Origin of the sequence: Phenylobacterium sp. (assembly GCF_035944335.1) — a bacterium.
Taxonomy (GTDB): Bacteria; Pseudomonadota; Alphaproteobacteria; order Caulobacterales; family Caulobacteraceae; genus Phenylobacterium.
The window spans coordinates 109,744-135,270 of sequence record NZ_DASZBG010000004.1; the positions used below are offsets into that span (position 1 = coordinate 109,744).

Consider the following 25,527-nt stretch of genomic DNA (forward strand, 5'->3'; position numbering starts at 1 on the left):
ACCGCATGCGCAAATGGCCGGCACAGCCAAGGTTCGCACCTCCATGCAGGCCCCATTGGGCAAGGCGACCAGCCGTTTCGAAAGGAAGCGCGAGGCGATCCTCGACGCCGCGACCGTGCTGCTCAACCGCCATGGCGTGAAGGGCCTGACCCTGGGCGACGTGGCCGCCGCCGTCGATCTGTCGACCACCAGTGTCACCTATTATTTCAGGCGCAAGGACGAGCTGGCCGGGGCCTGCATGCTGCGCGGCATCGCGGCGCTGGACGCCATGGTGGAACGCGCGCTCGCCGAGCCGACGCCGCAGGATCGCCTGAAGCTCTTGCTCGACCTCTACATGGAGCGGCTGCGCCAGTCGCTGGCCGGCGAGGCGCCGCCGCTGCCCGAGCTCGCCGACCTGCGGGCGCTCAACCCGCCGGTCCTGGGCCAGGTGTTCGCCGCCTTCATGAAGCTGTTCCGCCACCTGCGGCAGATCTTCGACGCGCCGGAGCTTCAATGGCTGTCCCGCGGTCGGCAGACCGCCCGCACCCATCTACTGCTGGAACAGCTGTTCTGGTCCGGCGCCTGGCTGCTGAAGTACGACCTCGAGGACTATCCGCGCATCCGCGACCGCACCTTCGAGATCCTGGTCGGCGGCCTGGCGGCGCCCGGCGCCGAGTGGCGTCCCGCCCCGATCGCCATGTCCGACATCGAGCCGCCGGGCCGCAAGGACAAGGGCCGCGAGACCTTCCTGGTCGCCGCCACCAAGCTGATCAACGCCCGCGGCTATCGCGGCGCCTCGGTGGACAAGATCTCCGCCGCCCTGCAGGTGACCAAAGGCAGTTTCTATCACCACAACGACGCCAAGGACGACCTGGTGGTCTCCTGCTTCGAGCGCAGCTTCGAGATCATGCGGCGCGTCCAGCGGCTGGCCATGGACCTGCCGGGCGATGAGTGGACGCGAATCTGCAGCGCCGCGGCCGCGCTGTGTGAATTCCAGCTCTCGGAGCGCGGGCCCCTGCTGCGGATGTCGGCCCTGTCGGCGGTGCCGGAGCCGATCCGCATGCAGATGGTGCTGCAGTCGGCGCGGGTCTCCGACCGGTTCGCCGCGATGATTTCCGACGGCATCGCCGAGGGCTCGCTGCGGCCGGTGGATCCGTTCATCGCCGCCCAGATGCTGAACGCCACGTTGAACGCCGGCGCCGAGCTCGCCTTCTGGGTTCCGGGCATCAAGCCGAAGGCTGCGCCGGCGATCTTCGCCCGTCCGCTGCTGATGGGCCTGTTCGAGCCCTGAGGGCCGGCGCTAGCTGAGCTTCGCCTGGGTTGAAGCCGGCTCGCCCTCGACGACGAGGTCTGCGGCGGCGGCCAGCTTGCGCAGGGTCTCCTCGTGGCTGCTGCGGCTGATCCGGTAGCCCATCAGGAGCAGCACGGTCAGGCCGTAGAGGACGAACTGCACCGGCAGATAGGTCAGGCCGAGCGCTCTCAGGGTCTCCGGCGGCACCTCGCCCGGCTTGACGTTCTTCGGGAAATGGATGGCGCTGATGATCATGCCGGAGGTGAAGATGCCCATTCCGGACACCGCCTTGTTGATGAAGGCGGCCGCGGCGAAGAACAGCCCCTCCTGCCGCCGCCCGGTCTTGAGCTCGGAATCCTCGACCACGTCGGCGATCATCGAGGTGAACAGGATCGAGCCGGTGATGCCCAGGCCTACCCCGAACACGTTCAGGATCCAGATCGTCGGATATAGGGCCGCCGAGCCGTTGGGCAGGAACATGCCCATCAGCCGCAGGATGACCGGGGCGACCAGGATCAGCAGGCCCAGCGGGATCAGGACCATCGCGGCGGGCTTCTTGTCGAACCGCTGGGCGATGCGCGGCGCGATGGCGAAGGCGAGGATCGCGGCGGCCAGGCTCGAGGGCGTGAACAGCCCGATCTGGAAGGATGAGAACTCCCAGAAATAGGTCGAGAAGTAGAGGTTGATCGAGAAGCCGAGCCCGATCCCCATCGCGTAGAAGAAGCTCGAGGACAGGATGAACAGGAAGGTCCGGTTGGCGAGCGTGCCGAACATCTCGCGCGACAGCTGGCCCAGCGAGACCCGCGCGTGCGGCGGCGCGCGCAGCTTGGGGATCTCCTTGTGGGTGCCGATCGAGGTGACCAGGATGGCGAAGATCATCAGGCCGCCGGCGAACAGGCCGTAGCGGGCGTAGCCGGCGGGATTGAGCTGACCCACCGGATGGGCCGCGTCGGGCTTCAGGAAGACGAACAGCGCCAGGCCGTACATCGCCAGCCCGCCCACCCAGCCGAACAGGTAGCGCCAGGAGAGCAGCCGCGTGCGCTCGTCGTAGTCGGTGGTGAGTTCCGAGGCGAGCGCCGCCGAGGGGATCTCATAGCAGCTGATGAAGGTGCGGATCAGGATGGCGACGGCCACCAGATAGGCCACGAGCGCGCCCTGCTCCCATCCCTTGGGCGGGTTCCACAGCAGCAGGTAGGACGCGCCCACCGGAACGGCCGAGAGGTACATGAAGGGATGCCGCCGGCCCCAACGCGAGCGGGTGTTGTCGGACAACTGACCGATGATCGGATCGATGAAGGCGTCGAGGATGAAGGCGAACATGATCGCCAGGCCGACCGTGGCGGCCGGCAGGCCCACCACCTGGGCGTAGAAGAATCCCAGGAAGTAGGAGAAACCGTTGTCCTTCACCCCGAAGGCGATGGAGCCGAAGCCATAGAAGAAGCGGGTGGGGAAGCCGAGGCGGCGCGCGCCCGGCAGACCGGCGGCTGTGGCGGTCAAACCTGTCCTCCCGACGGGGTTGACGCCCCCGCCTCGTAGGTCTTCGGCCGACCGTGCGGGAGCGCGCGGCCGCCGTCAACCGAGGGATTTGACCATCTGGTATGTGACGCTTTCGAGGCGCTGGCCGCGATCTTTCACGACCAGACGGGTGCATCAGTCGACGGTCAGCACCACCTTGCCGAGGTGCTCGCCGCCCTCCAGGTGGGCGTGGGCCTTGGCGGCTTCGCGCAGCGGGAAGGTCGCATCGACCACCGGCTTGAGCTTGCCGGCCTCGATCCACGGCCAGACCACGCGCTCCACCTCGGCGGCTAGGCGGGCCTTCTCGTCGGCGTCGCGCGGACGCAGCGTCGAGCCGGTGATCACCGCCCGCTTCTGCATGATGCGGAACGCCGGAAAGCTGATCTCGCCGCCGCCCAGGGCGGCGATGAACACGATGCGGCCGCCGGTCTTCAGCGCGTCCAGCTCCTTGGCGAAATAGTCGCCGCCGACCATGTCGAGCACCACGTCGACGCCGCCCTCGACCTTGGCCACCTCGGCGAAGTCCTCGGACGTGGCGTCGATCGCCACGTCGGCGCCCAGCGCCTTGGCCTGGGCGGCCTTGGCGGCGCCGCGGGCGGTGGCGATCACCTTGGCGCCCGCCGCCTTGGCCATCTGGATCGCCGTGACCCCGATGCCCGAGGTCGCGCCGTGGGTCATGAAGGTCTCGCCGGCCTTCAGGCTGCCGTGCTCGAAGACGTTGGCGTAGACCGTGAACACGGTCTCCGGCAGCCCGGCGGCCTGGACGAAATCGAGCCCCCTGGGGATCGGCAGGGCGTGGCGGGCGTCGCAGACGGCGTATTCGGCATAGCCGCCGCCGCCCAAGAGCGCGCAGACCTTGTCGCCCACCTTCCAGCGCCCGGCGGCTGTGACCACTTCGCCCGCCACCTCCAGGCCCATGGTGGCCGGCGCGCCGGGCGGCGGCGGATAGCCGCCCAGCCGCTGCAGGATGTCGGGACGGTTCACGCCGGCGGCCTTCACCTTGATGAGGATCTGGCCCGGGCCGGGCGCGGGCCGCGCGATCTCCTCGGGCTTCAGGGCCTCGGCGGGGCCCTTGCCGCCTTCGACGGCGATGGCGGTCATGGTGTCGGTCATGGCGCGGCGGCCCTTCGATTTCTGTGCGAAACTTGCTTCAACCGGCAAGGCGGGTTTGGATAGCGCTCAAACGGGGGCCGGCAAAGGAGGCTCGCGAATGGATGAACCCGCTGAAGTTCGGATCACCCGCGGTCAGCGGCTGGCCGAAGCCGTCCGCGAAGACCTCGACCTGTTCGGGGTCGTGGAGCTGGAGGAGCGTATCCAGACCCTGCGCGCCGAGATCGGCCGCGTCGAGGCGCAACTGGAGCGCAAGCGCGCCGGCCGGGCCGCGGCCGACGCCCTGTTCGGGACGCGGTCGGGGTGAGAGAGCGTCTGGCACAGGCGTTGCAGGGGCGCGGGCCAGTCGGGGGCTTGCGTCCTGCGGCGGGAAGCTTTGGGGGACTAGAGGCTTGACCATCGACGTGAACGCTTCCGCCGACTGGCGCGCCGGGGTCATCCAGGACTTCGCCCGCTCCGAGCTCTTCGAACGCACCTTCCATGAGGGCATGGAGCTGGTCGAGGAGACCGCCGGCTATCTCGACGGCGCCGGACGCCAGGCGTCCAAGTCGCTGTCGCGCGACGCCGCGCTCGCCTATGCGTCGGAAAGCATGCGCCTGACCACGCGCCTGATGCAGGTGGCCTCCTGGCTGCTCGTCCAGCGCGCCGTGCGCGAGGGCGACATGGCGCCGAACGCCGCCTGCGAAGACCGCTATCGGCTGAACGCCGAGGACAAGCGCACCGAAATCGAGGCCGAGCTGCGCGAGCTGCCGCTCGACCTGCTGGAACTCGTCGACCGCGCCGAACGGCTCTATGAGCGCGTGCGCCACCTCGACCGGCGGATGTACGTCGAAAACGCCGTCGAAGAAGGGCCGCATCCGGTATTGTCGCAGCTCGATCGCCTCAAGCAGGCGTTCGGCTCCTAGGAATTCAGAGCTTCCGGGTCTCTGGGGGGAGAAACGGAAAACGCCGCGGAGGGGAGACCCTCCGCGGCGTTTGCTTTTGTGGCGCTGCTCGAACCGGATCCCCGCGCGCGCGGGGATGAGTCCGGCTATCGGCGGCTCACTTCCGGGTGAAGGCGCCGAACTTGGCGTTGAAACGCGACACGCGGCCGCCGCGGTCGATCAGGTGCTGGGCGCCGCCGGTCCACGCGGGGTGGGTCTTGGGGTCGATGTCCAGGTTCAGCGTCGCGCCTTCCTTCCCGTAGGTCGAACGGGTCTGGTAGGACGTGCCGTCGGTCATCACCACGGTGATGAAGTGATAGTCGGGGTGCGTGTCTTGTTTCATCGCGCGGGCGCCTGACGTAAAGGAGCGGCCGAAGCCAGAGTCCAAGGAATGGGGCCGCCAGCGACGGGCGGCCGAAAACGAGCCGCGCGTATAGCTGAAACGCCAGCCGAGATGCAAGGTTTGAGTGGGTTATGAGTGATCCGTCGGGCGAATCGGCCGCCCCTGGCCGGCCAACGAGCGGCCAGTCCCTGGCTCAGACCCTCGCCGAGGCGGCCGCCCGCCGCGACCGCAGCCGTAACATCAGCGCGCTGCGCCGGCTCTCGCCCTTCATCGCCGACCACTGGGGCGACGCCTCGCTCGCGGGCCTGTTCCTGCTGGCCTCGTCGAGCGCCACGCTGGCGATCACCTACGCCGTCCGGCTGATCTTCAACTATCTCACCGGGCCGAAGGCCGAAGCGCTCGGCCCCGGCGGCGTCGACCGCTGGTTCCTGGTCCTGGGGCTCGTGGCGCTGGCGCTCGCCGTCGCCACCGCCTGCCGCTACTTCTTCATCACCAAGCTGGGCGAGCGGGTGGTGGCCGACCTGCGCAAAGCCGTCTATCGCCACATCCTGACCCTCGACCCCTCCTTCTTCCTGCACACCCGCACCGGCGAGGTGTTGTCGCGGCTGACCACCGACATCCAGATCGTCGAGACGCTGGTCTCCACCTCGATCTCGATCGCGCTCAGGAACATGGTGATGCTGGTCGGCGCGCTGGCCCTGATGGTGGTGGTCAGCGCCCATCTCACCGGGCTCGTCCTGTTGCTCATCCCCTTCGTCATCGCGCCGCTGTTCCTGATGGGTCGACAGGTGCGCCGGCTGACCGCCTCCACCCAGGACCAGTTCGCCGAGGCCGTCGGCTACGCGGGCGAGACGCTGGATGCGTTGGAGACCGTGCAGGCCTTCGGCCGCGAAGGCGCCGCGGCGCGCGGTTTCGGCGATGCGGTGGAGAACGCCTTCAAGACCTCCCTGCGCCGGATGCGCGCGCGCTCGGCCATGACGGCCCTGGTCATCGCCCTGGTGTTCGGCGGGATCGTGGTGGTCTTCTGGCTGGCCGTGCGCCAGGCGCTCGGCGACCACCAGTGGGGTGCGCTCGCGCAGTTCGCCTTCCTCGCTGTCATGGCCGCCAGCTCCGTGGGCCAGCTCGGCGAGACCTGGGGCGACGTGCAGAAGGCGGCCGGCGCCATGGAGCGGATCGGCGAGCTGCTCGACGCGCGCCCCGGCGTCCGCGCGCCCGCCCGGCCGACGCCTCTGCCCAAGCCGCCGCGCGGCGAGGTGGCGCTTGAGGACGTGACCTTCGCCTATCCGGCCCGCGCCGAGATGCCGGCCCTGAGAGGCTTCTCGCTGGCGGTGAAGCCCGGCGAACGGGTGGCGCTGGTCGGGCCCTCAGGCGCGGGCAAGAGCACGGTCTTCCGCCTCCTGCTGCGGTTCTACGATCCGCAAGGCGGCCGGGTGCTGGTGGACGGCGTCGACGTGCGTGACGCCGATCCGGCCGAGGTCCGCGCCCGCATGGCCCTGGTGGCGCAGGATTCGCCGCTGTTCTCCGGCTCAGCCGCCGACAATATCCGCTTCGGCCGCGAGAGCGCCGACGCCGCGGCGATCGAGGCCGCCGTCCGCGCCGCCCAGGCCGAGAGCTTCCTGAAGGCCCTGCCGCAAGGGATCGACACGCCGGTGGGCGAGCGGGCCCGCAGCCTCTCCGGGGGCCAGCGCCAGCGCCTGGCCATTGCGCGGGCCCTGGTCCGCGAGGCGCCGATCCTGCTGCTCGACGAGGCGACCAGCGCGCTCGACGCCGAGAACGAACGTCTGGTGCAACGTGCGCTCGACGAGGCCATGCAAGGCCGCACCACCCTGGTCATCGCCCACCGCCTGGCCACCGTGCTCAAGGCCGACCGCATCGTGGTCATGGACGAAGGCCGCGTGGTCGAACAGGGCTCGCACCACGAGCTGGTGGCGAGGAACGGCCTCTACGCCCGGCTGGCGGCGTTGCAGTTCGGCGAAGCGGCCTAAGCGGGGTAGATTCTGTTGCGGACCGCGACCGACAGGGCCGTGAAGTCGCTGAACAGGCCGTCGATGCCGCTCTTCCACAAGGCTTCGTAGAGCGCGTCCACGTCGCCGTGGTCGGCGGGCGAGGTCCCGCGCCGCAGCTTCGGCGGCAGGAAATAGTTCTCCGCCCGCACCGTCCAGGGATGCACCGCCATGCCGTGGGCGTGGCAGTCGGCGACCAGCGAGGTCGCCGGACCAAGGCCGCCGTCCACCACCGGGATCACCAGCGGCGTCTCCGGCCCGACGCCGTCGGCATAGGCCGAGATCCGCTTCACGCCCTCGGGCGTCACCATCTCCTTGTAAGTCACCCCCGGCAGGTCCGCCGGGCCGCCGGCCACCGACACCAGCTGAATCAAGGGCGCGCGCGAGAGCTGCTTGAAGGTCTTCAGCGCGCCGACCTCGAAGCACTGCACGAAAACCGGCGCGGTCTTCGAATCGAGGCCGTTCTTCTTGAGCATATCGAGCAGCCGGTGCTCGAGCGGCAGCCCGATCGAGGCGAAATAGGTGGGGTGCTTCATCTCCGGATAGGTGCCGATGGGACGGCCCAGCCGGCGGGTCTCGGCCTTGGCGAGGTCGAGCATCTCCTGGTAGGTCGGGATGGCCTCCAGCCCGTCGAACTTCGCGCTGCCGGGCCGCAGCTGCGGCAGCCGCTCGCGGGCGCGGACGGTCTTCAGCTCGGCCAGCGTGAAGTCCTCGGTGAACCAGCCCTCGATCTTCTGGCCGTCGATCACCTTGGTGGTCTTGCGGCCGGCGAACTCGGGATGTTTGGCGACGTCGGTGGTGCCGCCGATCTCGTTCTCGTGGCGGACCACGAGATGGCCATCCTTGGTCGGCACCAGGTCCGGCTCGATGAAGTCGGCGCCCTCAGCGATGGCCAGGCGGTAGCCCATCAGGGTGTGCTCGGGCCGCTCGCCGCTCGCCCCGCGGTGGGCGATGGCGTAGGGCCGCTTGTGGCGCCTGGGCTGAGCGAAGGCCGGCAAGGCGGCGAGAGCGGGAAGGGCGGCGAGCGCGCGACGGGTCAGCTGCATGGGCGCAGCTTAGCCGCAATATCGGCCGCGGCTACTTCGCTGCGCGCAGCCGCTCGAGGAGCTGGCGCTGGATTTCTTCGTTGCCGACGCAGACCGAGCCCGTGCCCACCACGTCGTCCTCGCCGTCGGCATTGGTGACCTTGCCGCCCGCCTCGGTGACCAGCAGCACGCCGGCGGCGGTGTCCCAGGCCTGCAGGTCGCGCTCCCAATAGCCGTCGAAGCGGCCGGCCGCGACCCAGGCGAGGTCGAGGGCCGCGGAGCCGAAGCGGCGGACGCCGGCCACCTTCTGGCTGACCTGGTGCAACTCCTTCAGGAAGCGGGCGTGCTGGCCATGGCCGAGGAACGGGATGCCGGTGGCGAACACCGCCTCGTCCAGCCGCGTGCGGGCCGCCACCCGCAGGCGGCGGTCGTTGACATAGGCGCCCTTGCCCTTCTCGGCCCAGAACAGCTCGTTGGTCGCCGGATTGTGGGTCACCGCCGCCACCACCTGGCCCTCGCGCTGCAGGGCGATGTTGATGGCGAAGTGCGGGATGGCGTGCAGGAAGTTGGTGGTGCCGTCGAGGGGGTCGACGATCCAGGTATGGGTCTTGTCGGTGCCCTCGATCATGCCGCGCTCTTCGGCGAGGAAATTGTAGCCGGGGCGAGCCTTGGCGAGCGCCTCGAAGATCACCTGCTCCGATTTCAGGTCGGCGGCGGAAACGAAATCGGCGGGCGCCTTCTTCGCCACCTGCAGCTCGGCCAGCTCGCCGAAGTCGCGGTTCAGCCCGCGCGCGGCCTTGCGCGCGGCGTCGCTCATCACTTTCAGGAGGGCCGATTGGGTGATCATGGGCGGCGGAACCTATTGGTCGCGGTCCGGCAAAGCAAGGCGCGCGGTTGCGGCCGCGCCGAGGGGTCCCCATTGTCAGGCTTGGCCAGGGGGCAAGACCATGGGCGAGGCGCCGATCCGCGAGGCGGGCTGCTGCTGCGGGAAGCTGACGATCAAGCTCTCGGGCGATCCGGAATATGTCTCGAGCTGCGCCTGCCAGGCCTGCCAGCGACGCACCGGCTCGGCCTTCGGCGTCACCGCCTTCTTCAAGGAGGAGCAGGTCGTCGGTGAGTGGGGCGAGGCCACGGTCTTCGAACGCATCGGGGCCAGCGGCAAGCCGCTGTTCTTCCGCTTCTGCCCGTCCTGTGGCTCGACCGTCTGGTGGGAAGCCCTGGCGCGGCCGGGTCGGATCGCGGTCGCCGTGGGGGCCTTCGCGGACAAGGACTTCCCGGCCCCACAACGGTTGATCTGGGCGGACTACAAGGCGGCCTGGGTCGAGCCGCCCAACGGCGCGCCGGTGTTCCCGAAGAGCCCTTAAGGACGCTCGGCGAGGCCCCGGGCGATCGCCGCGTTCAGCGCCCTAACGGCCGCGGCTGGCCCCTCGCCATGGGACCAGACGCCGGCCGACACCGCCAGGAAGTCCGCGCCGGCGGCGGCCAGACCCGCGGCGTTGTCCGCGCTAATGCCGCCGATGGCGACACAGGGGACCTGCATGATCTGCTGCCAGATGGTCAGGATCTCGGGCTCCGGATGGCCGATGGCGTCCTTGGTCGCGGTCGGGAAGAAGGCTCCGAACGCCACATAGTCCGCGCCCTGCTCGGCGGCCTCCATGGCGAGGTGGCGGCTATCGTGGCAGGTGACGCCGACCGTCCGGTCCTTGCCCATCAGCCGGCGCGCCTCGGCATAGGGCGCGTCGTCCTGGCCGATGTGGACGCCGTCGCAACCCAGCTTCGCCGCCAGGTCGGGCCGATCGTTGAGGATCACCGCCACCCCGCGCGCCTGGGCGATGGGCATGAGCGCATCGACCGCGGCGGAGACGATGTCGTCGGCGACGTCCTTCAGCCGGATCTGCAGCGCCGCCACGTCGCCCGCGTCCAGCGACGCGGCCAGGACGCGGCCGAAGCCCGCCAGGTCGTCGAGCCGGGGCGGGGTGATCAGGTAGAGGCGACAGAGCGGAGTGGCCATGGCGCCCTAGAGCCCATCTGCGCGGCGTCTTCAAGGCTTCCGTCAGAGCCGCAGGGCGGCCCCATCGCCCAGCCATTCGGCGACGGGCGTGAGAACCGCCAAGGGACCCATCAGGACGAAGGCGCTCAGGAACAGCCGCGAGCGTTCCGGCGACCCTCGCCAGCACAAGAGCCCGCCCCACAGGCCAAGCAGGCCGGCGGCGAGCGCCAGGCCGATGATCAGCCGCGGGCGCGCTCCGTCGCCAAGCGCGACCTCCAGCGGACCGCAGATGACCAGCATGCCGCTCGCCATCCGCAGCGCCAGGCAGGACTCCACGTCGTCGGGCCCCTTCCAGAGCCGCGCCGCGGAGACCGCGCCGACCGCCAGCGCCGTGGACAGGAGGGCGGAGACGATCAGTTGAGCCGGGCGTGCGGGAAAGCCGTTCGTGGCCGCCGCCCAGGTCGGGGCCGATGCGCCTGCAGCAACGTCCAGGCCAACCGCCAGCGCGGCGATCCCGAAAACGACCAGGAAGGTCCGGCTCCACAGGCTGCGCAGCTTGAGGAACGCGTCCGTCCGGGTGGTGAGCCAAAGGCCCTCCAGCACGGCGACGTAGCCCGCGAGACCGAGGGCGAGGCTCGAGAAGACGATCAGCAGGAGCACGGGGACGCCGAACTGCGGTCGCGACAGCAGGAGCGCGTCGAAGTGCATCGGCCAACCCCGGACGCGCCAGCCCCGAACGCGGCGCGCCTCACATCGGCATAAACGCATGGCGAAGCTCGCAAGGCCTGCGACAGACCGACGCATCGGGTGAAGCTTGGCCGGAACCGGCGGGGCCGCCCGGGGATTTCCAGACCAGCAGAGGCGGGAGGCCAATAGTGGCGAACATCAGTGTCCGCGGGGCTGTCGACAGCCTCGCCAACAGCCGTGGACGATCGGCGCAGCACATCCTCATCGGCCTGGGCCTGACCGCCGGCGCGGTGCTGGCCTCGGCGATCATCGCGCGGATGAACACCCCCACCGAAGACCACCCGGAGATCTATTCCGACTACGAGGATCTGGAACAGCCGAAGATCACCCCGCCCAGGCCGGTCTTCGCCATGGTCTGGCCTCCGCTCTTCCTGTCGCTGACGCTCTCGGGCCTGCGCATCTGGAACGCGCCGAAGAGCGCCGCCCGGACCCAGGCGCTGGCGCTCTGGGGCTTCGTGCAGGCGCTGAATGCGGCCTGGATGGCGCTGGGCCCGCGCCGGCCGGGCGGTCAGCTCGCCACCGCCACCACGGCGCTCGGCACGGCCGGCGCCTACGTCTGGCGGGCCCGGACGGTCGACCCGCCGGCCGCCAGCATGGTCGCGCCCTACGTCGGGTGGATCGGCTTTGCCAATGTGCTCACCGAGGAACTCTGGCGGAAGAACCGCGACAGACCCACGGTCCACTAGCCGCAAGGCCGCGCCGCGCTTAGGCTGCCGCCCAAGAACGAGAGTCTCGGGGGAGGCGACGATGGTGGCGGCGACGGCGGACGCACCCGCGCGGGTGGGCGGCAAGACCTGGCTGGTGATCGGCGGGGCCTCGGCCGGCACGGTCTTCGAGTGGTACGACTTCTACCTCTACGGCTCGCTCGCCGGCGTCATCTCCGAGCAGTTCTTCTCCGGCGTGAACGCCACCACCGGCTACATCTTCGCCCTGCTGGCCTTCGCCGCGGGCTTCGCAGTGCGTCCGTTCGGGGCGCTCGTGTTCGGCCGGCTGGGCGACCTCTGGGGGCGCAAGAACACCTTCCTGGTCACCATGGTGCTGATGGGGCTCTCGACCTTCGTCGTGGGCCTGTTGCCGAGCTACGCCAGGATCGGGGTGATCGCGCCGGTGGCGCTGGTCCTGATGCGGCTGATCCAGGGCCTGGCGCTGGGCGGCGAGTACGGCGGCGCGGCCACCTACGTCGCCGAGCATGCGCCGGCCGGCAAGCGCGGCCTCTACACCAGCTGGATCCAGATCACCGCCACCTTCGGCCTGTTCCTCAGCCTGGTGGTGATCCTCGTGGTCCGCGGCCGCATCGGCGAGGACGCCTTCAAGGCCTGGGGCTGGCGCATTCCCTTCCTGGTGTCGGCGGTGCTGCTCGCTGTCTCGCTGTGGATCCGGCTGCGGCTCAACGAGAGCCCGGTGTTCCAGAAGATGGTCGCCGAGGGCAAGGCCTCGAAGGCGCCGCTCACCGAGAGCTTCGGCAGGTGGCCGAACCTCAAGCTGGTGATCCTGGCGCTCGCGGGCCTCACCGCCGGCCAGGCGGTGGTCTGGTACACCGGCCAGTTCTATTCGCTGTTCTTCCTCGAGAAGATGCTGAAGGTCGACGGCGCCCTCACCAACACCCTGGTGGCCGTGGCCCTGTTGCTCGGCACGCCGTTCTTCGTGGTGTTCGGCTGGCTGTCGGACAAGATCGGCCGCAAGCCGGTGATCCTGGCCGGCTGCCTCGTGGCGGCGCTCACCTACTTCCCGATCTTCAAGGCGATCACGGTCGCGGCCAATCCGGACCTCGCCGCGGCGACCAGCCATGCGCCGGTTACCGTGGTCGCCGATCCGGCCGACTGCGCCTTCCAGTTCGATCCGGTGGGCAAGCAGGTGTTCGCCTCGTCCTGCGATCTCGCCAAGTCGGCGCTCGCCAACGCCGGCGTCTCCTATGCGAATCAGGCCGCGCCGGCCGGCGCGATCGCGGTCGTGAAGATCGGCCAGGCGCAGGTGGCGAGCTTCCGCGGCGACGTCTTGCCGGCGGCGGCGCTGAAGACCCAGAAAGCCGCCTGGACCAAGACCCTGGGCGCGGCGCTGAAGACCGCCGGCTATCCGGCCAAGGCCGACCCGGCGAAGGTGAACAAGCCGCTGGTGGTGGGCCTGCTCTGGCTGCTGGTGCTCTATGTGACCATGGTCTACGGGCCGGTCGCAGCCGCCCTGGTGGAGATGTTCCCGGCGCGCATCCGCTACACCTCCATGTCGCTGCCCTATCACATCGGCAACGGCTGGTTCGGCGGGTTCCTGCCGACCACGGCCTTCGCGATGGTGGCGGCCACGGGCAACATCTACTACGGCCTCTGGTACCCCGTGGTGGTCGCCTCGTTCACCGCCGTGGTGGGCTTCTTCTTGGTGAAGGAGATGCGCGGCGCGCCCATCGAGGCCTAGCCGTCAGGGATCGTGGTGGAACTGGTCCGGGTCGTAGGGCTCATCGAAGCCGTGGTTGGCGGAATAGAAGGCCAGCCACATCAGGACGCCCGCCAGGGCGGCCACGACCACCACGCCGCCGACCACATAGGGCCAGATCGGGCCCAGGCTGCGCCAGCCGCCGCCCAGCTTCGAGCTGGCGAAGAAGGCCCAGCCGGCGAACATCGCAAAGCCGGCGAGACCGAGGAAGGTCAGGCCCAGGACGATGGCGTGCTTCTTCATGGCGGCAAGAGCAATCTTGAAGCCGCCGGCCAAGTTCCGCCCCGCCCTATTCGGCGGCTTGGCGGGTGATGCCGATCTTCGGCGTCAGCTCGCCGGCGGCATAGCGCTTGGCCATGGCCGACATCGGGACCGGCTTGATCTTGCCGGCCTGGCCGGCGGTCCCGAACTCCTCGAAGCGCTGCTGGCAGACCGCGCGCATCGCCTCCATGGCGGGCTTCAGGTACTTGCGCGGATCGAACTCGCCGGGGTGTTCGGCGAACACCTTGCGGATGGCGCCGGTCATGGCCATCCGGTTGTCGGTGTCGATGTTGATCTTGCGCACGCCGTGCTTGATGCCGCGCTGGATCTCTTCCACCGGCACGCCCCAGGTCTGGGGCATCTCGCCGCCGTACTGGTTGATGATGTCCTGCAGGTCCTGCGGCACGGACGACGAGCCGTGCATCACCAGGTGGGTATTGGGCAGGCGGCGGTGGATCTCCTCGATCACGCCCATGGCCAGCACGTCGCCGTCGGGCCGGCGGGTGAACTTGTAGGCGCCGTGGCTGGTGCCCATGGCGATGGCCAGGGCATCGACCTCGGTGGCCTTGACGAACTCGACCGCCTGGTCCGGATCGGTGAGCAGCTGGTCGTGGCCGAGCTTGCCCTCGAAGCCGTGGCCGTCTTCCTTCTCGCCCATGCCGGTCTCGAGGCTGCCCAGCACGCCGAGTTCGCCCTCGACGCTGGCGCCGACCCAGTGAGCCATGTCGACCACATTGCGGGTGACGGCGACGTTGTAGTCATAGTCGGCGGGCGTTTTGCCGTCGGCCTTCAGCGAGCCGTCCATCATCACGCTGGTAAAGCCGAACTGGATCGCCGTGGCGCAGGTCGCCTCGTTGTTCCCGTGGTCCTGGTGCATGCAGATCGGGATCGCCGGATACATCTCGGAGAGCGCATCGATCAGGTGCTTCAGCACGATGTCGTTGGCGTATTGGCGGGCCCCGCGGCTGGCCTGGATGATCACCGGCGCATCGCAGGCCTGCGCCGCCTCCAGGATCGCCAGGCCCTGTTCCATGTTGTTGATGTTGAAGGCCGGCACGCCATAGCCGTTCTCGGCGGCGTGATCGAGCAGTTGCCTGAGCGTGATCCGGGCCATCCCCGCGTTTCCTCGTCTATCCGGCGAGCGCCGCCACCCCGGGCAGCGTCTTGCCTTCCATCCATTCCAAGAACGCGCCACCGGCGGTGGACACGAAGGTGAAATCCTGCGTCACGCCGGCCGCGTTGAGGGCAGCCACCGTATCACCCCCGCCCGCGACCGCCACCAGCTTGCCCGCCTTGACGAGCTTGGCTGCGTATTGCGCAGCTTCAACGGTTCCCTTGTCGAAGGGTTTCATCTCGAAGACCCCCAGGGGACCGTTCCACACCAGGGTCTTCGAATTGGCCATGGCGCGGCACAGGCGCTCGACGGTTTCCGGGCCCGCGTCGAGGATGCGTTCGTCGTCGTCGACCGAGCCCACGTCGCGCACCCGGGCCGGCGCGCCGGGCGCCAGCTTCTCGGCGACCACGATGTCCAGCGGCAGGAACAGCTTGCAGTTGTTCTGGCCGGCCAGGCGGATGATCTCACGCGCGGTCTCGGCCAGCTCCTTCTCGCAGTAGGAGGCGCCGACGTCGTGGCCCTGGGCGTAGAGGAAGGTGTTGGCCATGCCGCCGCCGATGGCCAGCTTGTCGAGCCTGGTGACCAGGTGCTTCAGCAGGTCGAGCTTGGTGGAGACCTTCGAGCCGCCGACGATGCCCATCACCGGCCGTTCGGGATGGCCGAGGGCGCGGTCCAGCGCGTCTAGCTCCAGCCGCATCTGTTCGCCGGCATAGGCCGGCAGGCGGTGGGCCAGGCCCTCCGTCGAGGCGTGCGCCCGGTGGGCGGCCGAGAAGGCGTCGTTGACATAGAGGTCGCCGTTGGCGGCGAGCGCATCGGCGAACTTGCGGTCGTTGGCTTCCTCGCCCGGATGGAAACGGACGTTCTCCAGCAGCAGGACGTCGCCCGGCTGCAGGGCGTTCACCGCGGCGCGGGCCACCGGGCCGATGCAATCCGCGGCGAAGGCCACCGGGCAACCCAGGACTTTGGCGAGGGGCTCGACGATGGGCCTCAGGCTCATCGAGGGGACCACCTTGCCCTTCGGCCGGTCGAAGTGGGCGAGCAGGACCACCTTGGCCCCGCCCTTGCGCAACTCCTCGATGGTCGGGACGGCGGCGCGCAGACGAGTGTCGTCGGTGACCTTGCCGTCCTCCATGGGCACGTTGAAGTCCACGCGGACCAGGGCGCGCTTGCCGGAGAGATCCGCCTCGTCGAGCGTGTGGAACTTCACGACACACCTCCACCGCTCGTCCCGGCGAAGGCCGGGATCCAGATGGCCAGCTGGAATGTGGGTTCTAGGACGTCAGAGCCCGTCCAACCCGCGCCTGCGTCTTGAGTCTGGGTCCCGGCCTTCGCCGGGATGAGCGGAATAAAAGGCATTCGGCCTAGATCAGCTTCGCCATGGCCATGGCGACGTCGGCCATCCGGGTCGAGAAGCCCCACTCGTTGTCGTACCAGGAGAGCACCCGGCCGAGCCCGCCGTCGACCATCTGGGTCTGCGGCAGGGCCACGGTGGAGGAGGCGTCCACGTGGTTGAAGTCGTGGGAGACCAGCGGCTCCTTGGTCACCGCCAGGATGCCCTTCAGCGACCCGGCGCCGGCGGCCTTTTCCATGGCCGCGTTGATCTCTTCCACCGTCACCTTGCGCCCGGGCACGAACTTCAGGTCGACCACCGAGACGTTGGGCGTCGGCACGCGGATCGAGGAGCCGTCGAGCTTGCCCTGCAGCTCCGGGATCACCAGGCCCAGCGCCTTGGCGGCGCCGGTGGAGGTGGGGATCATCGACATGGCCGCGGCGCGGGCGCGGTAGAGGTCCTTGTGCAGCGTGTCCAGCGTCGGCTGGTCGCCGGTGTAGGAGTGGATCGTCGTCATATAGCCGCGCTCGATCCCACAGAGCTCCACCAGCACCTTGGCCACCGGCGCCAGGCAGTTGGTGGTGCACGAGCCGTTGGAGACCACCAGGTCGTCCTTGGTGAGCGTCTGGTCGTTGACGCCGAAGACGATGGTCTTGTCGACGCCGTCGGCCGGGGCGGAGACCAGCACCCGCTTGGCGCCGGCCGCCAGGTGGGCCGAGGCTTTTTCCTTGGAGGTGAAGAGACCGGTGCATTCCAGGGCGATGTCGACATTGAGCGCCTTGTGCGGCAGCGCCGCCGGGTCGCGGATCGCCGTGACCTTCATTTTGCCGGCGCCGGCGTCGATCCAGTCCTCGCCGGTGGTCACCACGCCCGGGAAGCGGCCGTGCACGCTGTCGTAGCGCAGCAGGTGGGCGTTGGTCTCCACGGGCCCGAGGTCGTTGATGGCGACGACTTCGATGTCGCGGCGGCCATGTTCGACGATCGAGCGCAGGACCAGCCTGCCGATGCGGCCGAAACCATTGATGGCGACGCGAACGGTCATCTTGCAGCCTCTTCCTCTCGTCTGACGGACGCGTGGCGCAGGGCGCGACGCGCGCGGGGGGTTCTTGAAGGCTGAGCCGTCCAAGTCAACCCTTGAGGGCCGCCCGGAAGCTCAACCATGACAACGGATTGTGACGGGACACGCCCCATTGCGGGCCCGCGCGGTCTCAATCCACGATGGTCGAGGTCGTTCCCTGGCGGTGAGCCGCAGGCGTCCAGGCGTCCAGGCGGGCGAGCGGTCGTCGTCGTCGGATGCTCCCCTTCTTGGGGGAGGATCAGGGGGCGGGCTTGCCGGCTGCGGCAAGGGCGTCCTTCAGGCCGGGCGCGAAGGCCGCGCCGTAGGGGGCGGTGATCGAGGAGCCGGCGAAGGCTGAGCCGAAGGGCTCGCTGCGGCCGCCGAGGCACGTCTGCAGGAACCGCTCGCTGGTGGCGAAGAAGGCGATGTTGTTTTCCGGGCGCGCGAAGCCGTGGCCTTCGTCGGGGAAGACGATGTAGGTCACCGGCAGACCCTTGGCCTTCATGGCGTCGACGATCTGCTGCGACTCGCGCGGGTTCACGCGGGGATCGTTCGCGCCCTGGCCGATCAGCAGCGGGCGCTGGATGGCGTCGGCCTTGTAGAGCGGCGAGGCGGCCTTCAGCACCGCCTGGCCCTCCGGCGTGCCGGGATCGCCCATCCGCCGGTACATCTGCCGCCGGCCGGATTCCCAGTAGGCCGGCACCGAGGCCAGCAGGGTGTTCAGGTTCGAGGGGCCGACGATGTCGACGCCGCAGGCGAATTCCGTGGGCGTGAAGGCGAGACCCGCGAGCGTGGCGTAGCCGCCGTAGGAGCCGCCCATGATCGCCACCTTGTCCCGGGTGGTGACGCCGGTCTTCACGGCCCAGTCCACCGCGTCCAGCAGGTCGTCGTGCATCTTCAGGCCCCACTGCAGATTGCCCGCGGCGAGGTACTTCTTCCCGAAGCCCGTCGAGGCCCGGTAGTTCGGTTGCAGCACGGCGTAGCCGCGGTTGGCCAGCCACTGCGGCAGCCCCGAGTAGCCATAGGAATCCCGCCCCCAGGGCCCGCCATGGACCAGCAGGACCATCGGCACGGGATGGTCGGGCCGACCCGCGGCGTCGGTCGCGACGCCGGGCGGCAGGGTGAGGTAGGAGACCTCGGTCAGGCCGTCCCGGGTCTTGATTTCCACCGGGCGCATGGCCGCCAGCGTCGCGGTCTCCAGCTCGGGCCGGGTGGTGAACAGTTTGGTCAGCCGCTTCACCTTGCGGTCGTAGAGGTAGTAGGTGACCGGCGAGGTCACCGGATCGACGGCCACGGTCCACAGGTCGTCGGCGTCGGTGCGCGAGGTGACCGCGATTTCGCCCTTCAAGTGGCTCTTCAGGAAGGTGAGGTCGGGCTTGATCGCCGGGTCGAGCGGCGTCCACTCGGTCTTGAGGTAGTTGACGCCGTAGGCCTGCACGCGGCCGGTCCTGGGATCCATCAGCGCCTCGCCGATGTCGGCGCGCGGGTCCTGGGCGATAAGCGTGCGTTTGCCGGTGGCGACGTCCTGGGCGACGAAGGCGGCGGTGTCGCGACCGCGATTGTCGATCCAGTAGCGGGTCTTGCCGTCGAAGGTGTAGCCGATCGGCGAGGTGCCGTCGGAGTCCTCGAAGGCGATGGTCTCCTCGGGCTGGGCGGCGACCTGATTGTTGGTCACCTTGAACACTTGGTAGCCGCCGTCGGGCGTCGGCCTGGTGGCGCTGCGCACGACGAGCTGCTCGTCCACGCCGAAGCCCGCGTAGCCGTCGTTCTGCATGACCTTGGTCAGGGCGCCGGTCTTGAGGTCGAGGCTGTAGACGTCATGCCAGCGCGGGTCGCGGTTGTTCAGCCCGATCAGTATGCGGTCCTTGATCAGCTTGGAGACGCCGAACACCTCGACGCGGGTCTTGTCGAAGGGGGTCAGGGTCTTCTGGGCGCCGGTGGCGACGTCCACGCCATAGAGCAGGAAGTTTTCGTCGCCGCCCTTGTCGTTGACGAACAGGATCATCGAGGAGTCCGGCGACCAGAAGTAGCTGCGGATCGGGCGGACCCTCTCGGTGGTGACGGCATGCGCCTTGGCCGGTTCGGCGGTGGGCGCGACCCAGACGTTCATCACCCCGTCGCGCGGCGCGAGCCAGGACAGCCACTTGCCGTCGGGGCTGAGGCGCCCGGCCGAGCGGCTCGGATTGCCGAACAGCTTGGTGCGCGCGATGAGCGGCGGCGCGGACGCGGGTGCAGCCATGGAAACGGTGGCGACGGCGGCGGCCGAGACGGCGCAGGCCAGCAAGATGCGGCGCATGTGAATTCCCCCAGGTTATGGCGCGCAGGCTAGTCCGGGGCCTGCCGGTCCGCTAGGCCCGGACGGGCTTCACCTTCGTCGCAGCCTCGGTCGCGCGGCGGCGAGCCTCATCGACATCGCCGGCGCGGGCCAGGGCCACGCCCATGCGGCGGCGTTCGTAGCTCTCGGGCTTGCCGAACAGGCGCAGGTCGGCGCCGGGGACGCCGAGCGCCTCGGCGACGCCGTCGAAGGCGATGCCGCGCGCGTCCAGGCCGCCATAGATCACCGCGCTGGCGCCCGGTTCGCGCAGGGCCACGTCCACCGGCAGGCCGAGGATGGCGCGGGCGTGAAGGGCGAACTCGCTCTGATATTGGGTGACGAGCGTCACCAGGCCGGTGTCGTGCGGGCGCGGGCTGACCTCCGAGAAGACAGCCTCGTCGCCCTTCACGAACAGCTCGACGCCGAAGATCCCCCGGCCGCCCAGCGCGTCGGTGACCGCGCCGGCGATCTCGCGGGTGCGGGCCAGCGCCTTGGCGCTCATCGCCTGCGGCTGCCAGCTCTCCACATAGTCGCCCTTCACCTGCCGGTGGCCGATCGGCTCGCAGAAGCTGGTGACGATCTCGCCGTCCTGCAGGCTGCGGACGGTGAGCTGGGTGATCTCGAAGTCGAAGGCGACCCTGGCCTCGACGATGACGCGGGGTTGTTCAACGCGCCCGCCTTCCAGGGCGTAGCGCCAGGCCTGCGCGATCTGGTCGGGGCGCTCGACATAGGACTGGCCCTTGCCGGACGAACTCATCACCGGCTTCACGAAGCACGGAAAGCCGGTGACGTCTGCGGCCGCCCTGGCCAGCTCTGCCTCGGTCGAGGCGAAGGCGTAGGCCGAGGTGGGCAGGCCCAGCTCCTCGGCCGCCAGCCGGCGGATGCCCTCGCGGTTCATGGTGAGCTGGGCGGCGCGCGCGGTGGGGATGACGACGGCCAGACCGTCCGCCTCGATGCGCGCCAGTTCGTCGGTGGCGATGGCTTCGATCTCCGGCACGATCAGGTGCGGCCGCTCGGCCTCGACCAGCCGGCGCAGCGCCGCCGCGTCGGTCATGGCCAGCACGTGCGACCGGTGCGCCACCTGCATAGCCGGCGCATTGGCGTAGCGATCCACCGCGATCACCTCGCAGCCCAGCCGCTGCAGCTCGATGGCCACTTCCTTGCCGAGCTCGCCCGAGCCGAGGAGCATGACCTTCACGGCCGTGGGCGAGAGCGGCGTGCCGAGGCGCATGGCGCTACAGCTTCGCCTTGGCCGCCGCGGCCACGGCCTCGGGGGTGATGCCGAAGTGCTGGTAGAGGGCCTTGTCGGGGGCGCTGGCGCCGAAGCCGGTCATGCCGACGAAGGCGCCGTCCTCGCCGATGAAGCGTTCCCAGCCCATGCGCACGCCCGCCTCCACGGCCACCCGCACCGGCGTCTCGCCGATCACCGCGGCCTGGTAGTCGGCCGGGGCGGTCTCGAACAGCTCCCAGCAGGGGACCGAGATTACCCGCGCGCCGATGCCGTCGGCTTCCAGGAGGTCGCGGGCGGCCATGGCGACGCCGACCTCCGAGCCGGTGGCGAAGAGGGTCACCTGGGCCGGATGGCCGGCGCCCGCCAACTGATAGGCGCCGCGCGCGCTCAGGTTTTCGCCGATCGGGGTCGTGCGGACCGCCGGGACCTTCTGGCGGGAAAGCGCCATCACCGAAGGCGTAGTCTTGGCGTCCAGCGCCAGCTTCCAGCATTCGGCGACCTCCACCGCGTCGGCGGGGCGGAAGACGTTGAGGTTCGGCATGGCGCGCAGGCTGGCCAGGTGCTCCACCGGCTGGTGGGTCGGGCCGTCTTCGCCCAGGCCGATGGAATCGTGGGTGCCCACATGGATCACCCGGATGCCCATCAGGGCCGCCAGCCGGATCGCCGGGCGGGCGTAGTCGGAGAACACCAGGAAGGTCCCGCCGTAGGGGATCACCCCGCCGTGCAGGGCCAGGCCGTTCATCGCCGCGGCCATGCCGAACTCGCGGACCCCGTAGTTGATGTAGCGGCCGGCGTAGTCGGGAGCGTCGAGCACCTGGGTATTTTTGACGTAGGTGTTGTTGGAGCCGGTGAGGTCGGCCGAGCCGCCGATCAGGTCGGGGATCTCGCCGAAGATGACGTCCAGCACCGCGCCGGAATGCTGTCGGGTGGCGGCGGCGGGCCGGCTCGCCTCGGCCTGCGCGATGAAGGCGTCGACCCGCTCGAGGGCCTGCGGCGGCAGCCAGCCGGAGATGGCGCGCTGGAACTCCGCCCGCGCGGGCGAGGCGGCGAGCCGGGCCTCCCAGGCCTTGCGCACCTTGCGGCCGCGGCGGCCGGCGGCGCGCCAGGGCTTGTAGACCTCGTCGGGGACCACGAAGGGCTGGTGCGGCCAGCCCAGCTTCTCGCGGGTGGCGGCGACCTCGGCCGCGCCCAGCGCCTTGCCGTGGGTGTCGTGGTGGCCCTCCAGGCTGGCCGAGCCCTTGCCGATCTTGGTCTTGCAAGCGATCAGCGTCGGCTTTTCCTGCCGCGTCGCCCAGGCGAGCGCCCGGCGGATCTGGGCCGTGTCATGGCCGTCGATGGCCTTGACCGCCCAGCCGGCGGCCTTGAAGCGGGCCAGCTGGTCGGTGGCGTCCGACAGCGCCACCGCGCCGTCGATGGTGATGCGATTGTCGTCCCAGAGCACGGTCAGGCGGCTGAGCTTCAGCCGGCCGGCCAGGCTGATCGCCTCGTGGCTGACGCCCTCCATCAGGCAGCCGTCGCCGGCCACCACCCAGGTGCGGTGGTCCACCAGGTCGGCGCCGAAGCGGGCCGCCATGTGCCGCTCGGCGATCGCCATGCCGACCGCCATGGCCAAGCCCTGGCCCAGCGGCCCGGTGGTGGTCTCGACGCCGGGGGTATGGCCGTACTCTGGGTGACCGGGGGTCGCCGAGCCGAGCTGGCGGAAGGCCTTCAGCTGGTCGAGGGTCATCAGCTTGGAGCCGGAGAGGTGCAGCAGGCTGTAGAGCAGCATCGAGCCGTGGCCCGCCGACAGCACGAAGCGGTCGCGGTCGGGCCAGTTGGGATCGCCGGCGTCGTATTTCAGGACCTTCGACCACAGGACCGTGGCCACGTCGGCCATGCCCATCGGCATGCCGGGATGGCCCGAGTTCGCCCGCTCCACGGCGTCCATGGAGAGCACGCGGATGGCGTCGGCCATGAGCTTGAGGGGCGCGGGCATTTGGGTCCTGGAATCGTCTCGGGAAGGGGCTGCGAGGGCGGGGTCGCACGCAGGCGCGGCGGGGTCAAGAAAGCGGCCTTCGCAGAAGCCGCGACGCATGCCTAAGATCGGGGCAGATGAGCCTGGTTCGAGGAGGACGAGATGTCCGGCGATAGCGCTCTCGACATCGCCGCCAAGCGGCTGGAACGCGCGGTCTTCCTGCTGGAGCAGCGGCTGGCGGAACGGCTGAAGGCGGCCGGCGCGGAAGCCGGCGGTCTGTTCGACACCGACCGCGCCAACCTTGCGGCCCAGCTCGACGACGCCCGGGCCCGCGAACGCCAGCTGGAGGAGGCCGGCGCCGAGGCGTCTGCCGCCCTTGGCCGGGCCATCGCCGAGATCCGCCAGGCGCTGAACGGCGCCGCCTCAACCTCGCATCCCGCCCAGGAGCACTGACGTCCATGGCCCAGGTGACCGTCGAGGTGAACGGACGCCCCTATGCGGTGGGCTGCGAGGACGGCCAGGAACACCACCTGACCGAGCTCGCCAAGATGTTCGACCAGCAGGTCCGCCATGTGTCTGAGGACATGGGCCAGCTGGGCGACACGCGCCTGTTCCTGATGGGCGCCCTGTTGCTGGCCGACGAGCTCGCCGACGCCCGCGCGCGCCTCACCGCCCTCCAGGCCGAAGCCGGCCGCTCGCAAGCCGACCGCACCCGCATCGAGACCCGCGCCGTCGCCGCCCTGGAAAGCGCCGCGGCGAAGATCGAGAAGCTGGCCAACGAGGGCGCCTGACGCACCCCTCCGCCCTCTCGCTTCGCCTGCGCGAGAGGTGGTGGTAAGCTTCGCCATCCTTGGAGCGCGCCCATGGCCTTCCTCGACACAGCCCCCAAACACGCCCCCGACGGCTTCTTCGCCTCCGACGCCTGGACCTGGTGGCAGGCGCGCCGGCTTGGCTACAACCTGACGCTCGCGGCGGCCGGCTGGATCGCCTACGGGCTCGCCGTCGGCCTGAACTACGGCTTCGGCCATCCGGTGTGGAAGGATTGGCGCGGCGGCCTGGGGATGACGATCTTCCTCGGCATCGTCTGGCTGGTGGTGATGGGTTTCGCCAATGTCGCCTTCCTGCTGGGTCCCGCCGTCGAGGGCTGGGTCAAGCCGGCCGACATCGCCCGCTACCGGCGCACGGCCTGGACCATGGGGCTGTGGGGCTCGGCGGCGGTGGCCTTCATCTTCCCGGCCGTGCAGCTCGCCATGCTGATCGCGCACAGCTGAATTGCGGCGTCGCTTGAGGAAAGGCTCCCGGCGCACTACCTTACGAGGTGGCGGGTCTGCTGCGGCCCTCGTCGAAGGCGACATATTCCAGCGACCTTAATTCACTCTTAGGGAGCTGTCCCTGGCCGAGACCGTGGTCTCGGGCACACGGCGCCCACCTGGTCTAACCAGGTCGAGGGAATGAAACAGTCCTTCACGGTTCTCACGGCGCCGCCACCCTTTCCCCGCCCCCTTTCCCCGGGCCCCCCGGCGCCGCTATAGCAGCCGGCGTGACCTCCACCTTCGACAAGGCCGCGCTTCGCCTGCGCATGCGCGACCTGCGCCCCCGCCTGGCCGCCGATGCGCCCAACGCGGCCGCCCGCGCCGCGCGGCACCTGCCGCTCGATCGCCTGCCGCACTTCGAGGCGGCGGCGGTCTACTACGCCCAGGGCTCCGAGCTCGATCCGACGCCGCTCGCCCGGCGGCTGATCGCGGAGGGCCGGACGGTCGCCCTGCCGGTGGCGCGCCGCCGCGAGGGCCTGCTGCAATTCCGCCACTGGACGCCGGGCGAGGCGCTGGAGCCGGACGCCGTCGGCGTGCCCTCGCCGCCCCCCGCCGCGGCCGCCGTGACGCCGCAGCTGGTGGTCGCCCCGCTGCTCGCCTTCGACCGCCGCGGCGGCCGGCTGGGCCAGGGCGGCGGCCACTATGACCTGACGCTGCAGGCCCTTCGGGCGGCGGGCGCGGTTTTTGTCCTGGGTCTCGCCTACGCCGGCCAGCTGGTGGATGAGATCCCGATGGAGCCGCACGACCAGCCGCTTGACGCCGTCCTCACCGAGGCCGGCTATATCGCCTTGCGACGGGACTAGACGATGCGGATTGCCTTCTTCGGGGATGTGGTCGGCCGATCGGGCCGCGAGGGCCTGGCCGAGCATCTGCCGGGCCTGCGCCGGCGGCTGGGCCTGGAGTTCGTGATTGCCAATGCCGAGAACGCCGCGGCCGGCTTCGGCATCACTGAGGCCACGGCGCGCGAGCTGTTCGACGCCGGCGCCGATGCGCTGACGCTGGGCAACCACGCCTGGGACCAGAAGGAAGCCCTGACCTACATCGTGCGCGAGCCGCGGCTGATCCGGCCCTTGAACTATCCGCCCTTCGCTGGCGCGCCCGGCCGCGGCGCGCAGCTGTTCGAGACCCAGGGCGGCAAGCGGATCGTGGTGATCAACCTCCTGGGCCGCCTCCACATGGATAGCCTCGACGATCCGTTCGCCGCGGTCGACCGGGAGCTGGAGGCCTCGCCGCTGGGCGCGGTCGCCGATGCGCTGGTGGTCGACATGCATGCCGAGATCACCTCGGAGAAGATGGCCATGGGCCACTTCTGCGACGGCCGCGCGAGCCTGGTGGTGGGCACCCACACCCACGTGCCGACCGCCGACGCCCAGATCCTGCCGGGCGGCACCGCCTTCCAGACCGACGCCGGCGCCTGCGCCGACTACGACAGCGTCATCGGCAACGACAAGGAAGAGCCGCTCCGGCGCTTCACGACCCGCATCTCCGGCGGCCGCTTCAAGCCGGCCGAGGGCCCGGCCACCGTCTGCGGGGTCTATGTGGAGACCGACGACGCCACCGGGCTCGCCCGCCGCATCGAGCCGATCCGGGTGGGCGGCCGGCT

The 25,527-nt window shown here is 69.9% G+C and carries 26 protein-coding genes; 12 read left to right on the forward strand and 14 right to left on the reverse strand.

The window, feature by feature from the left end; translation table 11 throughout:
• Nucleotides 1–13: 13 nt before the first annotated feature.
• Nucleotides 14–1,270: a TetR/AcrR family transcriptional regulator gene (locus VGT80_RS00850; protein WP_327452048.1), complete on the forward strand. Its 1,257-nt coding sequence runs from the start codon at nucleotides 14–16 to the stop codon at nucleotides 1,268–1,270.
• A gap of 9 nt (nucleotides 1,271–1,279) precedes the next feature.
• On the opposite strand, the gene VGT80_RS00855 is transcribed toward VGT80_RS00850, so the two are convergent.
• The gene (locus tag VGT80_RS00855) at nucleotides 1,280–2,767 is read right to left on the reverse strand and encodes an MFS transporter (RefSeq protein ID WP_327452050.1); all 1,488 of its coding nucleotides are present in this window, start codon (nucleotides 2,765–2,767) and stop codon (nucleotides 1,280–1,282) included.
• Between the two features lie 153 nt (nucleotides 2,768–2,920).
• Entirely contained in the window at nucleotides 2,921–3,898 is a 978-nt protein-coding gene (locus tag VGT80_RS00860) for an NAD(P)H-quinone oxidoreductase (protein ID WP_327452052.1), read from the reverse strand.
• Nucleotides 3,899–3,995: 97 nt separating this feature from the next.
• Here VGT80_RS00860 and VGT80_RS00865 point away from each other — a divergent pair, with 97 nt between their 5' ends.
• A complete protein-coding gene (locus tag VGT80_RS00865) occupies nucleotides 3,996–4,202 on the forward strand; it encodes a DUF1192 domain-containing protein (RefSeq protein ID WP_327452055.1) in 207 nt (68 codons plus the stop codon).
• An 85-nt stretch (nucleotides 4,203–4,287) separates the two neighbouring features.
• On the forward strand, nucleotides 4,288–4,800 hold the full coding sequence (locus VGT80_RS00870) for a DUF1465 family protein (protein WP_327452057.1): 513 nt from the start codon (nucleotides 4,288–4,290) through the stop codon (nucleotides 4,798–4,800).
• 136 nt (nucleotides 4,801–4,936) lie between these two features.
• On the opposite strand, the gene rpmE is transcribed toward VGT80_RS00870, so the two are convergent.
• Nucleotides 4,937–5,161: a 50S ribosomal protein L31 gene (gene rpmE, locus VGT80_RS00875; RefSeq protein WP_327452058.1), complete on the reverse strand. Its 225-nt coding sequence runs from the start codon at nucleotides 5,159–5,161 to the stop codon at nucleotides 4,937–4,939.
• Nucleotides 5,162–5,292: 131 nt separating this feature from the next.
• On the opposite strand from rpmE, the gene VGT80_RS00880 reads away from it, so the two are divergent.
• A complete protein-coding gene (locus tag VGT80_RS00880; protein ID WP_327452060.1) occupies nucleotides 5,293–7,146 on the forward strand; it encodes an ABC transporter transmembrane domain-containing protein in 1,854 nt (617 codons plus the stop codon).
• On the opposite strand, the gene VGT80_RS00885 is transcribed toward VGT80_RS00880, so the two are convergent.
• Nucleotides 7,143–8,210 (reverse strand): glycerophosphodiester phosphodiesterase, encoded by a 1,068-nt coding sequence (locus VGT80_RS00885; protein WP_327452062.1) that lies wholly within the window; start codon nucleotides 8,208–8,210, stop codon nucleotides 7,143–7,145. The two genes, VGT80_RS00880 and VGT80_RS00885, sit on opposite strands and share 4 nt — an antisense overlap.
• 31 nt (nucleotides 8,211–8,241) lie before the next feature.
• The gene (locus VGT80_RS00890; protein ID WP_327452064.1) at nucleotides 8,242–9,036 is read right to left on the reverse strand and encodes an inositol monophosphatase family protein; all 795 of its coding nucleotides are present in this window, start codon (nucleotides 9,034–9,036) and stop codon (nucleotides 8,242–8,244) included.
• 100 nt (nucleotides 9,037–9,136) lie between these two features.
• Between VGT80_RS00890 and VGT80_RS00895 the strand changes: the two genes are divergently transcribed.
• Nucleotides 9,137–9,553: a GFA family protein gene (locus tag VGT80_RS00895; protein ID WP_327452066.1), complete on the forward strand. Its 417-nt coding sequence runs from the start codon at nucleotides 9,137–9,139 to the stop codon at nucleotides 9,551–9,553.
• Here the strand turns inward: VGT80_RS00895 and thiE are convergent.
• Together thiE and VGT80_RS00905 are read right to left on the reverse strand one after the other, a co-directional pair.
• A complete protein-coding gene (thiE, locus tag VGT80_RS00900) occupies nucleotides 9,550–10,200 on the reverse strand; it encodes a thiamine phosphate synthase (protein WP_327452068.1) in 651 nt (216 codons plus the stop codon). The two genes, VGT80_RS00895 and thiE, sit on opposite strands and share 4 nt — an antisense overlap.
• A 42-nt stretch (nucleotides 10,201–10,242) precedes the next feature.
• Complete coding sequence (locus tag VGT80_RS00905) at nucleotides 10,243–10,887, reverse strand: cytochrome ubiquinol oxidase subunit I (protein ID WP_327452069.1); 645 nt, start codon at nucleotides 10,885–10,887, stop codon at nucleotides 10,243–10,245.
• 167 nt (nucleotides 10,888–11,054) lie between these two features.
• Between VGT80_RS00905 and VGT80_RS00910 the strand changes: the two genes are divergently transcribed.
• Nucleotides 11,055–11,612: a TspO/MBR family protein gene (locus tag VGT80_RS00910; RefSeq protein ID WP_327452071.1), complete on the forward strand. Its 558-nt coding sequence runs from the start codon at nucleotides 11,055–11,057 to the stop codon at nucleotides 11,610–11,612.
• Between the two features lie 61 nt (nucleotides 11,613–11,673).
• A complete protein-coding gene (locus VGT80_RS00915) occupies nucleotides 11,674–13,332 on the forward strand; it encodes an MFS transporter (RefSeq protein ID WP_327452073.1) in 1,659 nt (552 codons plus the stop codon).
• A 3-nt stretch (nucleotides 13,333–13,335) separates the two neighbouring features.
• Here the strand turns inward: VGT80_RS00915 and VGT80_RS00920 are convergent, their stop codons facing one another.
• The 7 genes from VGT80_RS00920 to tkt all read right to left on the reverse strand — a co-directional run bounded on the left by VGT80_RS00920 (nucleotide 13,336) and on the right by tkt (nucleotide 22,632).
• A complete protein-coding gene (locus VGT80_RS00920) occupies nucleotides 13,336–13,593 on the reverse strand; it encodes a hypothetical protein (RefSeq protein WP_327452075.1) in 258 nt (85 codons plus the stop codon).
• Between the two features lie 46 nt (nucleotides 13,594–13,639).
• Nucleotides 13,640–14,725, reverse strand: a complete 1,086-nt coding sequence (gene fba / locus VGT80_RS00925; protein WP_327452077.1) for a class II fructose-bisphosphate aldolase — start codon at nucleotides 14,723–14,725, stop codon at nucleotides 13,640–13,642.
• A gap of 16 nt (nucleotides 14,726–14,741) precedes the next feature.
• The gene (locus VGT80_RS00930) at nucleotides 14,742–15,932 is read right to left on the reverse strand and encodes a phosphoglycerate kinase (RefSeq protein ID WP_327452079.1); all 1,191 of its coding nucleotides are present in this window, start codon (nucleotides 15,930–15,932) and stop codon (nucleotides 14,742–14,744) included.
• A gap of 154 nt (nucleotides 15,933–16,086) precedes the next feature.
• Nucleotides 16,087–17,097 carry a type I glyceraldehyde-3-phosphate dehydrogenase gene (gene gap / locus VGT80_RS00935; RefSeq protein WP_327452081.1) on the reverse strand — a complete coding sequence of 337 codons (1,011 nt, stop codon included), beginning with the start codon at nucleotides 17,095–17,097 and terminating at the stop codon, nucleotides 16,087–16,089.
• A gap of 274 nt (nucleotides 17,098–17,371) precedes the next feature.
• Nucleotides 17,372–19,408, reverse strand: a complete 2,037-nt coding sequence (locus tag VGT80_RS00940; protein ID WP_327452083.1) for a S9 family peptidase — start codon at nucleotides 19,406–19,408, stop codon at nucleotides 17,372–17,374.
• Between the two features lie 52 nt (nucleotides 19,409–19,460).
• Nucleotides 19,461–20,657 (reverse strand): formate-dependent phosphoribosylglycinamide formyltransferase, encoded by a 1,197-nt coding sequence (purT, locus tag VGT80_RS00945; RefSeq protein WP_327452085.1) that lies wholly within the window; start codon nucleotides 20,655–20,657, stop codon nucleotides 19,461–19,463.
• Nucleotides 20,658–20,661: 4 nt separating this feature from the next.
• On the reverse strand, nucleotides 20,662–22,632 hold the full coding sequence (gene tkt, locus VGT80_RS00950; RefSeq protein WP_327452087.1) for a transketolase: 1,971 nt from the start codon (nucleotides 22,630–22,632) through the stop codon (nucleotides 20,662–20,664).
• A 141-nt stretch (nucleotides 22,633–22,773) separates the two neighbouring features.
• On the opposite strand from tkt, the gene VGT80_RS00955 reads away from it, so the two are divergent.
• The 5 genes from VGT80_RS00955 to VGT80_RS00975 form a co-directional block, all read left to right on the forward strand.
• A complete protein-coding gene (locus tag VGT80_RS00955) occupies nucleotides 22,774–23,064 on the forward strand; it encodes a DUF4164 family protein (RefSeq protein WP_327452089.1) in 291 nt (96 codons plus the stop codon).
• A 5-nt stretch (nucleotides 23,065–23,069) separates the two neighbouring features.
• The gene (locus VGT80_RS00960; protein WP_327452091.1) at nucleotides 23,070–23,402 is read left to right on the forward strand and encodes a cell division protein ZapA; all 333 of its coding nucleotides are present in this window, start codon (nucleotides 23,070–23,072) and stop codon (nucleotides 23,400–23,402) included.
• A 72-nt stretch (nucleotides 23,403–23,474) separates the two neighbouring features.
• Entirely contained in the window at nucleotides 23,475–23,882 is a 408-nt protein-coding gene (locus VGT80_RS00965) for a hypothetical protein (protein WP_327452093.1), read from the forward strand.
• Nucleotides 23,883–24,151: 269 nt separating this feature from the next.
• The gene (locus tag VGT80_RS00970; protein ID WP_327452095.1) at nucleotides 24,152–24,727 is read left to right on the forward strand and encodes a 5-formyltetrahydrofolate cyclo-ligase; all 576 of its coding nucleotides are present in this window, start codon (nucleotides 24,152–24,154) and stop codon (nucleotides 24,725–24,727) included.
• A gap of 3 nt (nucleotides 24,728–24,730) precedes the next feature.
• The coding region (locus tag VGT80_RS00975) for a TIGR00282 family metallophosphoesterase (RefSeq protein WP_327452097.1) at nucleotides 24,731–25,527 on the forward strand (797 nt) is incomplete at its 3' end.

Bases quoted from the DNA above. Each gene is read 5' to 3' on its own strand.
- VGT80_RS00850 (WP_327452048.1), top strand. From the start codon at position 14: ATGGCCGGCACAGCCAAGGTTCGCACCTCCATGCAGGCCCCATTGGGC.
- VGT80_RS00860 (WP_327452052.1), bottom strand. From the start codon at position 3,898: ATGACCGACACCATGACCGCCATCGCCGTCGAAGGCGGCAAGGGCCCC.
- VGT80_RS00865 (WP_327452055.1), top strand. From the start codon at position 3,996: ATGGATGAACCCGCTGAAGTTCGGATCACCCGCGGTCAGCGGCTGGCC.
- rpmE (WP_327452058.1), bottom strand. From the start codon at position 5,161: ATGAAACAAGACACGCACCCCGACTATCACTTCATCACCGTGGTGATG.
- VGT80_RS00880 (WP_327452060.1), top strand. From the start codon at position 5,293: ATGAGTGATCCGTCGGGCGAATCGGCCGCCCCTGGCCGGCCAACGAGC.
- VGT80_RS00885 (WP_327452062.1), bottom strand. From the start codon at position 8,210: ATGCAGCTGACCCGTCGCGCGCTCGCCGCCCTTCCCGCTCTCGCCGCC.
- VGT80_RS00890 (WP_327452064.1), bottom strand. From the start codon at position 9,036: ATGATCACCCAATCGGCCCTCCTGAAAGTGATGAGCGACGCCGCGCGC.
- VGT80_RS00895 (WP_327452066.1), top strand. From the start codon at position 9,137: ATGGGCGAGGCGCCGATCCGCGAGGCGGGCTGCTGCTGCGGGAAGCTG.
- thiE (WP_327452068.1), bottom strand. From the start codon at position 10,200: ATGGCCACTCCGCTCTGTCGCCTCTACCTGATCACCCCGCCCCGGCTC.
- VGT80_RS00905 (WP_327452069.1), bottom strand. From the start codon at position 10,887: ATGCACTTCGACGCGCTCCTGCTGTCGCGACCGCAGTTCGGCGTCCCC.
- VGT80_RS00915 (WP_327452073.1), top strand. From the start codon at position 11,674: ATGGTGGCGGCGACGGCGGACGCACCCGCGCGGGTGGGCGGCAAGACC.
- VGT80_RS00920 (WP_327452075.1), bottom strand. From the start codon at position 13,593: ATGAAGAAGCACGCCATCGTCCTGGGCCTGACCTTCCTCGGTCTCGCC.
- fba (WP_327452077.1), bottom strand. From the start codon at position 14,725: ATGGCCCGGATCACGCTCAGGCAACTGCTCGATCACGCCGCCGAGAAC.
- gap (WP_327452081.1), bottom strand. From the start codon at position 17,097: ATGACCGTTCGCGTCGCCATCAATGGTTTCGGCCGCATCGGCAGGCTG.
- VGT80_RS00940 (WP_327452083.1), bottom strand. From the start codon at position 19,408: ATGCGCCGCATCTTGCTGGCCTGCGCCGTCTCGGCCGCCGCCGTCGCC.
- purT (WP_327452085.1), bottom strand. From the start codon at position 20,657: ATGCGCCTCGGCACGCCGCTCTCGCCCACGGCCGTGAAGGTCATGCTC.
- tkt (WP_327452087.1), bottom strand. From the start codon at position 22,632: ATGCCCGCGCCCCTCAAGCTCATGGCCGACGCCATCCGCGTGCTCTCC.
- VGT80_RS00955 (WP_327452089.1), top strand. From the start codon at position 22,774: ATGTCCGGCGATAGCGCTCTCGACATCGCCGCCAAGCGGCTGGAACGC.
- VGT80_RS00960 (WP_327452091.1), top strand. From the start codon at position 23,070: ATGGCCCAGGTGACCGTCGAGGTGAACGGACGCCCCTATGCGGTGGGC.
- VGT80_RS00965 (WP_327452093.1), top strand. From the start codon at position 23,475: ATGGCCTTCCTCGACACAGCCCCCAAACACGCCCCCGACGGCTTCTTC.